Source organism: Rhizobium sp. N324 (assembly GCF_001664485.1).
Lineage (GTDB): Bacteria > Pseudomonadota > Alphaproteobacteria > Rhizobiales > Rhizobiaceae > Rhizobium.
The window spans coordinates 4521644-4536266 of record NZ_CP013630.1 but is presented as its reverse complement, the minus strand read 5'-3'; the positions used below and the strand labels follow the sequence as shown (position 1 = coordinate 4536266).

Genomic DNA, 14623 nt, shown 5'->3' with positions numbered 1-14623 from the left:
CGCGTTTGCAAATCGGATAACAAGGAGACAACCATGGCTAGCACGCCGACCGAAGCCGTCGTCACCGGGCGCAGTTCCCTATCCGCAGCTGCGCCGATGCGTGACACCAGGCTCGACGTCTTGCGCGGCGTGGCGCTGATCATGATCTTCATCAATCATGTTCCCGGACAGATCCTCGAATATGTGACGACGAAGAATTTCGGGTTCTCCGATGCCGCCGAGGCCTTCGTGCTGATCTCGGGCATCGCCGTCGGCCTCGCCTATGGTTCCGGCTTCCGGCCGGGCAACCGGCTGAAGATGGCGATCAAGGCGGCAAAACGCGCCTTCACGCTCTATCTCGCGCATATGATCACCACCTTCATGACGCTGGCGCTGTTCATCTCAGGCGCATGGCTGTTTCACCGGCCGGGTCTGCTGGTTGAAATCAACATTCTGGCGGTGCTGATGAACCTCAAGGAGGGTATCCCGGCGCTGCTGCTGCTCGGCCATCAGATCGGCTATAACAATATCCTGCCGATGTATGGCGCGTTGATGCTGATGGTGCCGATCATCCTGCTTTTGAATGCGCGCAGCCCGTTGCTGGCGCTCGGCGTCTCCGGCACGGTCTGGCTGCTGGCGGGCATTTATGAGGTGGCGCCGCACAATATGCTGATCGAGAGTTACTGGTTCCTCAATCCGCTTTCCTGGCAGTTCCTGTTTACGATCGGCATCGTTTCGATGCTGCATATCAAGCGCGGCGGCACGATCCCGCGGCATCCGCTGCTGTTTGCGGCCGCTGCCGGCTACGTCGCGCTGTCTTTCGTCTGGGTGACCGGCCATCTCTGGGTCTTCGGCAATTCGCTGGCAGCGCTTGGCCTTCCCCCCGTCCTCACCGGTTTCGACAAGACCTTCCTGTCGCTGCCGCGGCTGCTGCATGTGCTGGCGCTGACCTATCTGGTCATCAGCATCCCGGCGCTCTCACGCATCCTGCGCCGTCCGGCGGACCATCCGCTGACCATCCTCGGCCGCCATTCGCTGAATATCTTCGTCGCCGGCACGATCCTCGCCATGATCGGCCAGGTGGTGCTCTTTGTCACCAATAAGGACCCGCTGGTCGGGCCGCTCTTCGTCATCGCCGGCGTCGCAACGCAATTCGCCTATGCCTATTATCTCGAACGCAAGCGCCAGCAGGGCAAGGTCAAGGCCAAACTCGTCAGCGAGCCCGCCAGCATCCCGGTTCCCGTCCGCATCGGCGGAACCGCCAACGCCTATCGCCGGCCCGATCGGAAATAGGCATCGGATACGCCAGTGAGATGAAGGAGCCGGTGGCCAATGGCCGCCGGCTCAATCTTTATGGACGAGAATGTTCACCAGTTTGCCGAGCGGATCGCGCACATAAAAGCGCCTGACGCCCCAGGGCTCGTCGGCCGGCCCATACTCGATCGGAAAGCCGGCAGCCGACATTGCCTCGAAGGCGGCATCGAGATCATCCACCTCGATCGAAAGATCGGGCACCGGCGTTCCGGAACCGCCCTCGCTGGCGATGCTGAGCTGAATGTTCATCGGCCTTGCGGCGCCGAAGGTCGTGATCCAGCCATGATCCATGATGACGTCGAGACCGAGGATATCCTGATAGAAGCGCCGAGCCGGTGTGATGTCAGGCGCCTGGATATTGGCGACGATGCGCAGGACCTTCATGGGTTTGCTCCCGATGCTTGATGACAAGGCGGAAGGTAGGAGGATCGGCAGGGTGGTCAATCGGGGTTTGGCTTGAAATGGCGATGTAGGAAACCACCATCAAACGGCCTGACCGGACGCTTACCTCGTTTGGCCTCATCACTCAGTGCAAGGCCGTTCACGGGTATCTCAACCTCAGACATTTCTCAACACCGACAAAAGACGTCTAAGCATCTCACAACGCGTAGCGGGGATTGTTCATGATGGCGTCCTTGCCGTCCCTGTCGACGACGATTTTACGCATCCCATGTTTGAGAATATCGCCGTAGTCATGTCCCGCGTCGACATTGCACACCCAAACGAACACGAGCTTTTCAGTGCCGACATTGATTGATCGGTGGGCCCAGTCCGGTGGAATGAAGGCGCAAACGCCCGGGTCCATCCGGACCACTTTTGTTTCGCCTTCGCGGGACTCGAGCAAAAGGACCCCGTGGCCACTCTGTGTAATAGACCTCCCCCATATCGCGGCGCTGGTGAAAATGGCCGCGGGTCATAAAGAACTCACCACTGACCTTGCCGGGTTCCATCGTCGTGGTGCCGAAAAAGAGGTCGCTGCCCTGCTTCCTATATTCGATGACTTCGTAGACAACGGGATCGCACTCGACCTCCACCAGCCTGTCAAGCTCGGTCTGGTCCTGGAATATCTCACGCAGCTCGCTAAGACGTTTCGTGTATCTCCCGGTCCCGGGCGAGACTCCGCCGGTTAAGCCGTTGATGAGCACGCCTTCAGGCAACAACATGGCTCGATCCTTTCAACTGTGTTGGCGACATCGCGCCAGTCATCCGCGACTGCATCCGACATTCATTCCTTAGGACTAACCATCCCCCGGCAAAGCCGGGGCTTTCGTGTGTGAGCCGCTCGAAGCGGCTATTAGGGACGCTAACCGTTCAGGGCTCATCATCGACAATCAAACGCTGATCCGGAAGGGGGTTCAAACACCGCTTATGACTACTGTGTGTCGTAGGAATTGGACTGGCCTTACCCAGCCAAATAAAAAGGCCGGAAGGGAACTACCCTTCCGGCCTTTGTCATGGAACCCGAACCGATCAGGCGGCTTCGGTCGTGTGGGCCTTGCGGACCTCTTCGTCGGTCAGGATGCCGCTGGCGCGCAGCAGGGCGGCGAAGCGGCCGTTGCTGTGGCTGAGTTCATCGAAGCTGCCCTGTTCGACGACGCGGCCGTCATCCAGGAAGAGCACCACATCGGCTTCGCGGACCGTCGACAGGCGGTGGGCGATGATGAAGGTGGTGCGATTCTCACGCAGATTGTCGATCGCGGACTTGACGCGGTTTTCGGTCTCGACGTCGAGCGCCGAGGTCGCCTCGTCGAGCACCAGGATCGGCGCGTCCTTCAGGATGGCGCGGGCAATCGCGATACGCTGGCGCTCGCCGCCGGAGAGTTTGTTGCCGCGTTCGCCGACATGCGTATCGTAGCGATCCTCACGGGTCTCGATGAAGTCGGCGGCGGCAGCAGCCTCGGCGGCACGGCGCATGTCCTCCTCGCTCGCACCTTCGCGGCCGAGGCGGATATTGTCGCTGATCGAGCGGTTCAGCAGGCCGGCATCCTGGAAGACGGTGGCGATGTGGCGACGCAGCGACTTGCGGGTCACCTTGGTGATATCGGTGCCGTCGACGAGGATCTGGCCGCCCTGGGCGTCGTAGACGCGCTGCAGCAGGTTAACCAGCGTCGTCTTGCCGGCGCCGGTCGGGCCGACGATCGCAACCGTCTGGCCTGCCTTCACCGAGAAGGAGACATTGTGCAGGCCCTGCGAGCTGTTGCCGAAGCCGAAGGAGACGTCACGGAATTCGATCGCACCCTTGACGTCCTTGATCTCGCCGTTGCCGGCCGGCTCTTCACGTTCCTGCACCGAGTCTTCGAGCGCATAGAATTCCTCGAGCTTGGAGCGGGCCTCGAAAATCTGCGTCGCGAACTGGCGCATCAGGTCGAGACGGCCGATCAGCAGGTTGGCAAAGCCGATGAAGGCGATGACGTCGCCGACGCGCAGCTGGCCGGCCTGGACGAGAATGGTGCCGATGATCAGGACCACCATCATCGCGATGGTCGACGCCATGCGGTTCAGCGCGCTGGCGATCGCCCACCAGTCGAGCACCGGATACTGTGCTTCGAGCAGGCGGTCGGCAAAGGATTTCAGCGCCTTGGTTTCAGCCTCGATGCGGTTGTAGCTGTGCAGGACAGAAACGTTGCTGATCGAGTCGCTGACATGCGAAAAGACGGTGTGGTAATGGTTTTCGACCGAAGCCTGGCCGTCTTTGGTGCGGCTCATGACGACGCGGCCGATCAGCCAGTAGGCGACGGCGAGCGCCATGAGCACGGCGGAAAGGCGCAGGTCCATCGCCATTGCGGTCGGGATCAGAAGCGCAAGCGCGATGACCGTCGACAGATGGTTGCGCATGAATTCCAGCCAGAGGCCGAACAGCGTCTCGCAGGCGCGCAGCAATGTATGCAGGGCGTTGGAGGTGCCGCGCTGATGGTGCCAGCCGAGCGGCATGGAAATGATCCGACCGAAGGCTTCCGTCAGCAGCGTCGCCCGCCGGCCATGGGCCAGCCGGTCGGCCTCGCGAGCGACCAGGACGAAGGCAATCGTGTTGAAAACGGCGAAAGCCGCCCACATGAAAAGGATGGGCTTGACCTCACCCTTGCCGGAAATCGCATCGATAATGCGACCGAACAGGATCGGCTCGGCGATGGTAATCGTCGCCAGAACAATATTTGCCACCACGACCAGGGATACGCGCAGCTTGTAGGCGCCAAGATAGCGCAGAGCTCTTGCATAGACCTTGAATAGCGTCACGTCGAACCTCTTGTGCATCTGCGAAAACGGGATGATGCCATGCTACAAAAGGCTACCTGAACCGGCGATTAACGGCATCTTCAGGGGTTCAATCCAGGCGACGATTAGCCCGATCGCACTATCTGAGGATGCGACGAGATTGGCTATGGCGCTGAAATTGTTACTCGGCTATACCCCCGCAACAATTTGCGCTTGCATTTTAATTAATGTTTAGCGCAGCATTAAATTAGAGACTGCATTTTTTGGAAGAAGACCGTTTCGCGACCCATTTGAAAAGCCGCTGACGGCCTTGATGCGGGTGTCACGTCCGGGCAAGGGGCATTTTGTGAATATTAATTTATTGATTCAATTGCTTATAATTCTGGAAGAATCTCCGAACCCTCGGGCCGTGGTCACCGAGCTCGAGCAGGTGATCGGCAATTGCGGTTTCGAATATTACGGCCTGCAGCGCCATGTGCCGCAAAATCCGGTGCAGCAGGATCCGGAACCCCGGGCTGCCGCACTTGCCGGCCGCTGGCCGGAACAATGGCCGCAGATCTATACCGCGAAAAAATATGTCCTGATCGATCCGATGGTGCGCTATCTCGCCCATGCGCAGCGGCCTTTCCGCTGGCGGGAGAGTTTGGCAGCCTTCGGCAAGGATGCGCAGCAGCGCCGCATGGAGCAGATGATGGTCGATGCCTTCGGCCACGGACTGGAAGACGGTTACATCTTTCCCGTTCACGGACGGAACGGCATTCTCGGCAGTCTCAGTCTCGCCGGCAAACCTGTCGATCTGTCGCCAGTGGAGATCGCCCTGTTTGAGGCGGTGGCGCGCAAGAGCTTCTGGCGATTGCTCGAGCTGAAAGACGAGGCGCAGGCGCTGGAAACCGTGCTGCCGGCCGACACGCCGCTGACGCGACGCGAAATGGAGATCCTGCATTATCTCGCCGAAGGCATGACCTCGATGGAAATCAGCAAGATGCTGAAGATCTCAAACCACACCGTTGACTGGTATATGAACGGCTTGCAGAACAAGCTGAAGGCGAAAAACCGGCAGCAGGCGGTGGCGCTTGCCTTCCGTCACCGCCTGATAAGCTAAAGCATGACGCCGAAAGTGTCAGCGGCTTTCTTGCTAGCTCTCTGATTTCGATAAGGATTCGGATCCAGGCCGATCTCGCCTGACGCCATCTGTCTCCGGAATGGCGAGAAATTGCGCTTCGCAGTCGCAAGAGAAATTGAACTTCCTGTGACAAGAAGTTAAGAATTTCCTTCGCGGGTGCAGCATGCCCGCGTCTGAACGTCTGAGGAGACCGTTTTGCCCATTTCCAAGATTCTCGTTGCCAACCGCTCCGAAATTGCCATTCGCGTGTTCCGCGCGGCCAACGAGCTTGGAATAAAAACCGTGGCGATCTGGGCTGAAGAAGACAAGCTGGCGCTGCACCGCTTCAAAGCGGACGAAAGCTATCAGGTCGGCCGCGGCCCGCATCTTGCCCGCGATCTCGGGCCGATCGAAAGCTATCTGTCGATCGACGAGGTGATCCGCGTCGCCAAGCTTTCGGGTGCCGATGCGATCCATCCGGGCTACGGCCTCTTGTCGGAGAGCCCTGAATTCGTCGATGCCTGCGACAAGGCCGGCATCATCTTCATCGGCCCGAAGGCCGATACGATGCGCCAGCTCGGCAACAAGGTGGCGGCGCGCAACCTGGCGATCTCAGTCGGCGTTCCTGTCGTGCCGGCCACCGAGCCGCTGCCGGACGATATGGCCGAAGTGGCGAAGATGGCGAAAGAGATCGGCTATCCTGTGATGCTGAAGGCGTCCTGGGGCGGCGGCGGGCGCGGCATGCGCGCGATCCGCGATCCGAAGGACCTCGCCCGCGAGGTGACCGAGGCCAAGCGCGAGGCGATGGCGGCCTTCGGCAAGGACGAGGTCTACCTGGAAAAGCTCGTCGAGCGCGCCCGCCATGTCGAAAGCCAGGTGCTCGGCGATACGCACGGCAATGTCGTGCATCTGTTCGAGCGTGACTGCTCCATCCAGCGCCGCAACCAGAAGGTCGTCGAGCGCGCGCCGGCGCCCTATCTCTCCGAGGCGCAGCGCCAGGAGCTCGCCGCCTATTCGCTGAAAATCGCCGCGGCAACCAACTATATCGGCGCCGGCACCGTCGAATATCTGATGGATGCCGATACCGGCAAATTCTACTTCATCGAGGTCAATCCGCGCATCCAGGTCGAACATACGGTGACCGAAGTCGTCACCGGCATCGATATCGTCAAGGCGCAGATCCACATCCTCGACGGCGCCGCGATCGGCACGCCGGAATCGGGCGTTCCTGCGCAGGCCGATATCCGTCTCAACGGCCATGCGCTGCAGTGCCGTATCACCACCGAAGATCCCGAGCACAACTTCATTCCGGATTACGGCCGCATCACCGCCTATCGTTCGGCCTCGGGCTTCGGCATCCGTCTCGACGGCGGCACCTCCTATTCCGGCGCCATCATCACCCGCTATTACGATCCGCTGCTCGTCAAGGTCACGGCCTGGGCGCCGAACCCGTCCGAGGCCATCAGCCGCATGGACCGGGCGCTGCGCGAGTTCCGTATTCGCGGCGTGGCCACCAACCTGACCTTTCTCGAAGCGATCATCGGTCATCCGAAGTTCCGCGACAACAGCTACACCACACGCTTCATCGACACGACGCCGGAACTCTTCCAGCAGGTCAAGCGCCAGGACCGCGCGACGAAGCTGCTCACCTATCTCGCCGACGTCACCGTCAATGGCCATCCCGAAGCCAAGGACCGGCCGCGGCCGCTGGAAAATGCTGCCCAGCCGGTCGTTCCCTATGCCAACGGCAATGACGTGAAGGACGGCACCAAGCAGCTGCTCGACACGCTCGGCCCGAAGAAGTTCGGTGAATGGATGCGCAATGAGAAGCGTGTGCTCCTGACCGATACGACGATGCGCGACGGCCACCAGTCGCTGCTCGCCACCCGCATGCGCACCTATGACATCGCCCGCATCGCCGGCACCTATGCGCATGCCCTGCCGAACCTGCTGTCGCTCGAATGCTGGGGCGGTGCCACCTTCGACGTCTCGATGCGCTTCCTGACCGAAGATCCGTGGGAGCGGCTGGCGCTGATCCGCGAGGGCGCGCCGAACCTGTTGCTGCAGATGTTGCTGCGCGGCGCCAACGGCGTCGGCTACACCAACTATCCCGACAATGTCGTCAAATATTTCGTCCGCCAGGCGGCCCGCGGCGGCATCGATCTCTTCCGCGTCTTCGACTGCCTGAACTGGGTCGAGAACATGCGGGTATCGATGGATGCCATCGCCGAGGAGAACAAGCTCTGCGAGGCGGCGATCTGCTATACCGGCGATATTCTCAATTCGGCCCGCCCGAAATACGATCTGAAATATTATACCGACCTTGCCGTCGAGCTGGAAAAGGCCGGCGCTCATATCATCGCGCTCAAGGATATGGCCGGCCTGCTCAAGCCGGCGGCGGCGAAGGTGCTGTTTAAGGCACTGCGCGAAGCGACCGGCCTGCCGATCCATTTCCATACGCATGATACGTCGGGCATTGCGGCGGCAACCGTGCTTGCCGCGGTTGAAGCCGGCGTCGATGCCGTCGATGCGGCGATGGATGCGCTCTCCGGCAATACCTCGCAGCCCTGTCTCGGCTCGATCGTCGAGGCGCTGCGCGGCTCGGAACGCGATCCGGGCCTCGATCCGGAATGGATCCGCCGCATCTCCTTCTATTGGGAAGCGGTGCGCAACCAGTATGCCGCCTTCGAAAGCGATCTGAAGGGTCCGGCCTCGGAAGTCTATCTGCATGAGATGCCGGGCGGCCAGTTTACCAACCTCAAGGAGCAGGCCCGCTCGCTCGGTCTGGAGACCCGCTGGCATCGGGTGGCGCAGGCCTATGCCGACGCCAACCAGATGTTCGGCGATATCGTCAAGGTGACGCCGTCCTCGAAGGTGGTCGGCGACATGGCGCTGATGATGGTGTCCCAGGACCTGACGGTTGCCGACGTCGTCAGCCCCGAACGCGAGGTCTCCTTCCCGGAATCGGTGGTGTCGATGCTGAAGGGCGATCTCGGCCAGCCGCCGTCGGGATGGCCGGAGGCGCTGCAGAAGAAGGCGCTGAAGGGCGACAAGCCTTATACGGTGCGACCTGGCTCGCTGCTGAAGGAGGCCGATCTCGATGCCGAGCGTAAGGTGATCGAGACCAAGCTGGAGCGCGAGGTCAGCGACTTCGAATTCGCTTCCTACCTGATGTATCCGAAGGTCTTCACCGATTTCGCGCTCGCTTCCGATACCTATGGCCCGGTCTCGGTGCTGCCGACGCCCGCTTATTTCTACGGCCTCGGCGATGGAGAGGAGCTGTTTGCCGATATCGAACGCGGCAAGACGCTCGTTATCGTCAACCAGGCGATGAGCGCCACCGACAGCCAGGGCATGGTCACCATCTTCTTCGAGCTCAACGGCCAGCCGCGCCGCATCAAGGTGCCGGACCGCGCCCATGGGGCGACGGGGGCAGCCGTGCGCCGCAAGGCTGAACCCGGCAATGCCGTCCATGTCGGTGCGCCGATGCCGGGCGTCATCTCGCGCATCTTCGTCGCCTCAGGCCAGGCCGTCAGCGCCGGCGACGTGCTCGTCTCGATCGAGGCGATGAAGATGGAAACGGCGCTGCATGCGGAAAAGGACGGCACGATCGCCGAGGTGCTGGTCAAGGCCGGCGACCAGATCGACGCCAAGGACCTGCTCGTCGTCTACGGCGGCTAAGTAATTCGGCCTGCCGGAGCGCTCGACGTCGCTCCGGCAGCGCATCATTCGCCATCAATCACCCGATTGTGTGCGTTCGGCCGACGGGAATGCGGGACTTTTGACCGTTTCCTGCAGCGCCCGGCTTGCCGGGCATGGGGCTTCTTTCCTAGAAATGGCGGGCGCATAACCCCAAAGGATTATACGCCATTCAAAGCGAGGAGCGTTCGTAGCGCGTCCTATCGGCCGTAGCGTTCCAGCAAACCCGTCATTCAACAGGAAAGATCCCCATGAGCAAGCTGAAGATTGCCGTCATTGTCGGCAGCACGCGTATAGGCCGTTTCGCCCAGCATCCGGCCAAGTGGATCGCCGAACTGGTCGGCCAGCGTTCCGATCTGGACGTCGAGGTTCTTGATCTTCTCGACTATCCCATGCATTTCTTCGGCGAAGAGCGCGCCACCACGGCGGAAAGCGAATCCGCCGAGCGCTGGAAAAAGAAGCTGCGCGAATTCGACGGCTTCATCTTCACCGTCGCCGAGTACAACCATGCTCCGACGGCGGTTCTGAAAAACGCGATCGATCTCGGCGAATTCATCCAGAAGCCGGTCGGTTTCGTCGGTTACGGCGGCGTCGGCGGCGCACGCGCGGTCGAGCAGCTGCGGCTGATCTTCGTGGAAATGAGCGCTGCTTCCGTCAAGACCGGCGTCCACATCGCATTCAGCGAATACCTTGCCGTTCTCAAGGAGGGCAAGAGCCTTGGCGACTACCCGCATCTCAACGAAGCGGCCAAGAACCTGCTCGACCAGATCACCTGGTGGGGCAATGCGCTGAAGGCCGCGCGCGCCGTCGTTACGGCCGACTAATCGAACCGTCTTCGATGCCGGGTCGAAACGCCCGGCATCGCTTCAGATGTCGTAGGTATGGGCGGCGTTGATCGTCGAGATGAAGCGCTTGGTGCGTTCGCGTTCCGGCGCCGTGAAAATCGCCCTGGCGCTGCCGGTTTCGACCACGCTGCCGGCTTCCAGGAAGACGACGTCATTGGCGATCTTCGAGGCGAGCCGGAGATCGTGGGTCGCCATCACCATCGTCGTGCCTTCGCGGGCCAGCTGACCCAATACGTCGACCACTTCGGCCGAGAGTTCCGGATCGAGCGCCGAGGTCGGCTCGTCGCAGAGAAGCACGCGCGGCGACGGCGCCAAGGCGCGCGCGATCGCCACACGCTGCTGCTGGCCGCCTGAAAGCGTCGACGGCCAGGCGTCGGCCTTGTGGGTCATGCCGACCTTGGTCAAGAGTTCCATGGCGCGTTCGCGCGCCTTTTCTCTCGGCCATTTCAGCACCGTCACCAGGCCTTCCATGACATTCTCGATCGCGGTCTGATGCGGGAAAAGCTGAAAATTCTGGAAGACCATGCCGGTCTGGCGGCGGATTTTCTGGATTGCCTGCCAGCTCGTTCGTTTGCCCGGGGCAAAGGACAGCGTTTCCTCACCGAGGCGGATCGCGCCTGATGTCGGGATTTCGAGCAGGTTGATGCAGCGCAGCAGCGTGCTCTTGCCGCCGCCTGAGGGGCCGACCAGCGCGGTGACGCTGCCTTCGGGAATACGGATGCTGATATCCTTCAGGATGACGGCGTCGCCGAAGCGCTTTTCGATGTTGGAAAGCTCGATCATGCATTGGCCTCCAGCATGCCGCCATACCGTGCGAAGCGGCGTTCCAGCCGCACCTGCAGCTGCGAGAGGACGGAGCTGAGGACAAGATAGAGCAGCGCCGCCTCGATATAGAGGATCAGCGGCTCATAAGTGGTGGCAACGATGCGTTGCGCCGCCTGGAAAAGCTCCGGCACGGTGATGGCTGCGGCCAGCGAGGTATCCTTGACCAGCGAGATGAAGGTGTTCGACAGCGGCGGCACGGCGACGCGGGCGGCCTGCGGCAGGATCGTCCGGCTCATTGCCTGCCGCCAGCTCATGCCGATCGAATAGGCGGCCTCCCATTGGCCCTTGGGCACCGAGGAGATGACGGCGCGGATGATCTCGGAGCTGTAGGCGCCGATATTCAGGGTAAAGCCGATGAGGGCGGCGGGAAAGGCATCGAGCAGAATGCCGATGCTCGGCAGGCCGTAGAAAATCACGAAGAGCTGCACGAGCAGCGGCGTGCCGCGGATGACCCAGACATAAAAACGGGCGATGGCCGCGACAGGCCCCGGGCCGAAAAGCCGGGCAATCGCGGTGATCAGGCCGAGGATCAGGCCGAAGACGAAGGACAGCAGCGTGAGGGGAATGGTGAAGATCAAGCCCGCCCAGAGGAGCGAGGGGAGCGATTCCGCCATCAGTTGAAGCCAGTGGGGCAAAGGGGTGCTCCCTCTCGTGGATTGGTGGGTCCGAGGTGTACCCCTCCCCAACCCCTCCCCACAAGGGGGAGGGACTTACCCAGCCTCTCGCTCCGCGCGAAATAGCAGCCGAACTGCGGGCCGAAACGGTTATTTTGAGATGAGGCGTTCCGCCATTTAAGCCCCTCCCCTTGTGGGGAGGGGTTGGGGAGGGGACTTTCTTGAATGGACTTACTTCGAAACGTCCTGGCCGAAATACTTGTCGGCGATCTTCTTGTAAGTGCCGTCGGCCTTGATGTCGGCGAGCGCCTTGTTGATTTCGGCAAGAAGCTCCGGCTCGTTCTTGCGGATGATGATGCCGGAATAGTCGGCATTTTCCTGCTCGGCGGCAATCTTCACCGGCGCGTCCGGCTTGTGCTTCTTGAAATCGAGGAAGGAGAGGCTGTCGTTGATCGTGGCGTCGGCGCGCTTGGTCAGCACCAGCTGGATCGACTGGTCGAAACCGTCGGTGCCGACGAGCTCGGCGCCGGCTTCGGTTGCGATCTTGCCGAAATTGCTGGTCAGCGACTGGGCGGATTTCTTGCCCTTCAGGTCGGCGAAGGTCTTGATGCTGTCGTCGCCGTCGCGGACGATCAGCACGGCCTTGGAGGCGATATAGGGTTCGGAGAAATCATACTTCTGCTTGCGGGCTTCGGTGATGCCGACCTGGTTGATGACGGTGTCGTAGCGCTTGGCGTCGAGGCCGGCGATCAGGCCATCCCACTTGCCTTCAACGAATTCGGCCTTGACGCCGAGCTTGGCGGCGACCGCTTCGCCGATCTCGACGTCGAAGCCGACGAGCTTGCCGCTTTCGTCATGATAGGTGAAGGGCGCATAGGTGCCCTCGGTGCCTATCTTGAAGACGCCGGCCGATTTGATCGCGGCAAGGTTTTCACCGGCATGGGCAGGCAGGAGGGCGGCGGCCTGAATGAGGGCGGCGGCGGCGACGGTTTTCAACCAGTTCATTGTTTTATCCATCCTTGGGAGGTTGTGATCGGATGAGGGATAGTTCGCAGAAATTTAGGGCGCCGGAAGCGTAAAAAACTGCGAATAAAAGCAGCAACTGCAAATATTTTTCTCCGGCCGCCGGTTGAGCCGTCGATCTAGAAAGAAACAGGCATCACGCCGTGATGCGGCGGCGCAGCCTTTCGCTGACGATGATAATCAGTCCGGCGGCGAGGATCATGGCGGCGCCGAAGACGACATTGGGCGTGGGGATATCGGCCCATATCAGATAACCCAAGAGGAAAGCCCAGATGAGGGATGTATATTCGAATGGCGCAAGCACGGAGACCGGCGCCTGCCGCATCCCCTCGAAGAGAGCGAACTGCGCGCAGCCGGCGACGACGCCGGTGGCAATGAGAAACGCCAGCTGTGTCGTATCGGGGGTCTTCCAGGTGTAGAGAACGGCAACGCCGGTCATCACAAGGAAAAAGACGTTGGAGACGACAAGCTGCACGATGGTCTTCTCGTGCAGCGAGGTCTTGCGCAGCAGCACCATGGCGGAGGCCCAGAGGACAGCCGCCTGCAGGGCCAGATAGACCGGCCAAGAGATGGTGAGACCCATCGGGTTGCAGGCAACGAGGACGCCGAGGAAGCCGACGCCGACAGCAAGCCAGCGCGCAGGGGTGACTTCTTCCTTCAGGATGAACCATGCAAGCACGGTTCCGACGACGGGTGCTGCGTAATAGAGGGTGGTCACCTCGGCGAGTTGCAGTCGGCTTGCGGCGGAATAATAGGAAAGCCAGGCACAGAGAAGAAGGACGCTACGGGCGATCATCGGCTTGATGATCGGCGATGTGATCGTCTGACGGATGAGCCGGCCGCGGCCAAAGGCGAGACAGCCGACGAGGATGGTGAGACTGCGGAAAAACAGGATCTGCCAGACCGGAATGCTTGAAGTCAGGATCTTAATGATCGCGTCATGGAAGGTGAACGCCATATAGGCGGCGCTCGTGAGCAGAATGCCCAGACTGACCGAGTTTTTCAAGGGAACACCAGATGGCGGAATGCCGGTGGGAAGGGGAATGGCTATCGATATTCCCGGCCTATTGACCGGTCAATAGGTGATCTTTCGCTCTGGTAGTACAGCTTTGTTTCAAAGCGTCAGGAAACGTGTGTTTGTGCATATTGCGCGCCTGATCATAAGTGTTTATGCACGTTTCAGGTTCTTCAAAATGGTGATCCGGTAAGAACATGCAGGATTTTTTGTTGCGCGAGCGCCAGGGTGTGATTTCCGAGAGGCTGCGGCTGAACGGCCGCGTGCTGGCGACGGAACTTGCGGTCGAATTCGGCGTCTCCGAAGATACGGTGCGGCGCGATCTGCGCGAGATGGCGGCGGCAGGGCTCTGTGAGCGAGTTTACGGCGGCGCGTTGCCGATCTCGCCGGCGCATGGAAGCCTGACGCAGCGGATCGGTTTGGCCGTCGACCGGAAACAGGCGCTGGCGCGCGCTGCGATACCGCAGATTGCCGCGGGTTCGACAGTATTCTTCGATGCCGGCAGCACCAATCTGGCGATTGCCAACGCACTGCCGGCTGAACTTGCGCTGACGGCTGCAACGAATGCGCCGGCGATCGCCGCGGCGCTGATCGACAAGCCTGCCGTCAACGTCATTCTGATCGGCGGAATGGTGGACCGGCAGACGGGCGGTTCGCTCGGTGCCAAAGCCTTGCGGGATATGGAGCAGCTTTTGCCCGATCTCTGCATTCTCGGCGCCTGCGGCGTCGATCTTGAAGCCGGCATCACCGTGTTCGGTTTCGAAGATGCCGAGTTCAAGCGATATGCGGCGTCGAGAAGCAGAAAAGTGCTGGTGGCGGCAACCTCGGAGAAATTCGGCACCGCTGCTCCGCACAGCATTCTGCCGATTGCCCATTGCGAGTGTCTTGTCGTCGAGCACGATGCCGATCCGGCTGTTCTCGCAGATTACCGCGCGCGCGGATGCAGGACTGTTGTCGCCGAGAAAACGAACTAGGCAGTTGCCATCGAGTTTAG

11 protein-coding genes and 1 pseudogene are annotated in these 14623 nt (G+C 60.9%); 5 read left to right on the top strand and 7 right to left on the bottom strand.

The window, feature by feature from the left end; genetic code table 11:
- The first annotated feature begins 33 nt into the window (after window positions 1-33).
- On the top strand, window positions 34-1272 hold the full coding sequence (locus AMK05_RS21830) for an OpgC family protein (RefSeq protein WP_064841124.1): 1239 nt from the start codon (window positions 34-36) through the stop codon (window positions 1270-1272).
- Window positions 1273-1323: 51 nt separating this feature from the next.
- Here AMK05_RS21830 and AMK05_RS21825 read toward each other — a convergent pair whose 3' ends face one another.
- From AMK05_RS21825 to AMK05_RS21815, 3 genes and pseudogenes are all read right to left on the bottom strand, one after another.
- Entirely contained in the window at window positions 1324-1677 is a 354-nt protein-coding gene (locus tag AMK05_RS21825; protein WP_064841122.1) for a VOC family protein, read from the bottom strand.
- A 214-nt stretch (window positions 1678-1891) separates the two neighbouring features.
- Window positions 1892-2456: pseudogene (locus AMK05_RS21820) on the bottom strand (glucose-6-phosphate isomerase family protein).
- A 307-nt stretch (window positions 2457-2763) separates the two neighbouring features.
- Window positions 2764-4527 (bottom strand): glucan ABC transporter ATP-binding protein/ permease, encoded by a 1764-nt coding sequence (locus tag AMK05_RS21815; RefSeq protein ID WP_064841486.1) that lies wholly within the window; start codon window positions 4525-4527, stop codon window positions 2764-2766.
- Between the two features lie 325 nt (window positions 4528-4852).
- Between AMK05_RS21815 and AMK05_RS21810 the strand changes: the two genes are divergently transcribed.
- The 3 genes from AMK05_RS21810 (at window position 4853) to AMK05_RS21800 (ending at window position 10131) form a co-directional block, all read left to right on the top strand.
- Window positions 4853-5608, top strand: coding sequence for a LuxR family transcriptional regulator (locus tag AMK05_RS21810; protein WP_064841485.1), 756 nt, complete (start codon window positions 4853-4855; stop codon window positions 5606-5608).
- A 216-nt stretch (window positions 5609-5824) separates the two neighbouring features.
- A complete protein-coding gene (gene pyc / locus AMK05_RS21805; RefSeq protein ID WP_064841121.1) occupies window positions 5825-9289 on the top strand; it encodes a pyruvate carboxylase in 3465 nt (1154 codons plus the stop codon).
- A 269-nt stretch (window positions 9290-9558) separates the two neighbouring features.
- On the top strand, window positions 9559-10131 hold the full coding sequence (locus AMK05_RS21800; protein ID WP_064841119.1) for an NADPH-dependent FMN reductase: 573 nt from the start codon (window positions 9559-9561) through the stop codon (window positions 10129-10131).
- Window positions 10132-10173: 42 nt separating this feature from the next.
- Here the strand turns inward: AMK05_RS21800 and AMK05_RS21795 are convergent, their stop codons facing one another.
- The 4 genes from AMK05_RS21795 to AMK05_RS21780 all read right to left on the bottom strand — a co-directional run bounded on the left by AMK05_RS21795 (window position 10174) and on the right by AMK05_RS21780 (window position 13620).
- Window positions 10174-10935: an amino acid ABC transporter ATP-binding protein gene (locus AMK05_RS21795; RefSeq protein WP_064841117.1), complete on the bottom strand. Its 762-nt coding sequence runs from the start codon at window positions 10933-10935 to the stop codon at window positions 10174-10176.
- On the bottom strand, window positions 10932-11612 hold the full coding sequence (locus tag AMK05_RS21790; RefSeq protein WP_064841116.1) for an amino acid ABC transporter permease: 681 nt from the start codon (window positions 11610-11612) through the stop codon (window positions 10932-10934). The genes AMK05_RS21795 and AMK05_RS21790 overlap by 4 nt, the downstream gene beginning before the upstream one ends.
- Window positions 11613-11822: 210 nt before the next feature.
- Entirely contained in the window at window positions 11823-12596 is a 774-nt protein-coding gene (locus tag AMK05_RS21785) for an amino acid ABC transporter substrate-binding protein (protein ID WP_064841114.1), read from the bottom strand.
- Window positions 12597-12750: 154 nt separating this feature from the next.
- Window positions 12751-13620 carry a DMT family transporter gene (locus AMK05_RS21780; RefSeq protein ID WP_064841113.1) on the bottom strand — a complete coding sequence of 290 codons (870 nt, stop codon included), beginning with the start codon at window positions 13618-13620 and terminating at the stop codon, window positions 12751-12753.
- Between the two features lie 206 nt (window positions 13621-13826).
- On the opposite strand from AMK05_RS21780, the gene AMK05_RS21775 reads away from it, so the two are divergent.
- Window positions 13827-14603: a DeoR/GlpR family DNA-binding transcription regulator gene (locus AMK05_RS21775; protein ID WP_064841112.1), complete on the top strand. Its 777-nt coding sequence runs from the start codon at window positions 13827-13829 to the stop codon at window positions 14601-14603.
- Window positions 14604-14623: the final 20 nt, after the last annotated feature.

Excerpts from the sequence above, each read along its gene's own strand:
- AMK05_RS21775 (WP_064841112.1), top strand. The coding sequence starts at position 13,827 with ATGCAGGATTTTTTGTTGCGCGAGCGCCAGGGTGTGATTTCCGAGAGG.
- AMK05_RS21795 (WP_064841117.1), bottom strand. The coding sequence starts at position 10,935 with ATGATCGAGCTTTCCAACATCGAAAAGCGCTTCGGCGACGCCGTCATC.
- AMK05_RS21800 (WP_064841119.1), top strand. The coding sequence starts at position 9,559 with ATGAGCAAGCTGAAGATTGCCGTCATTGTCGGCAGCACGCGTATAGGC.
- AMK05_RS21830 (WP_064841124.1), top strand. The coding sequence starts at position 34 with ATGGCTAGCACGCCGACCGAAGCCGTCGTCACCGGGCGCAGTTCCCTA.
- AMK05_RS21785 (WP_064841114.1), bottom strand. The coding sequence starts at position 12,596 with ATGAACTGGTTGAAAACCGTCGCCGCCGCCGCCCTCATTCAGGCCGCC.
- AMK05_RS21825 (WP_064841122.1), bottom strand. The coding sequence starts at position 1,677 with ATGAAGGTCCTGCGCATCGTCGCCAATATCCAGGCGCCTGACATCACA.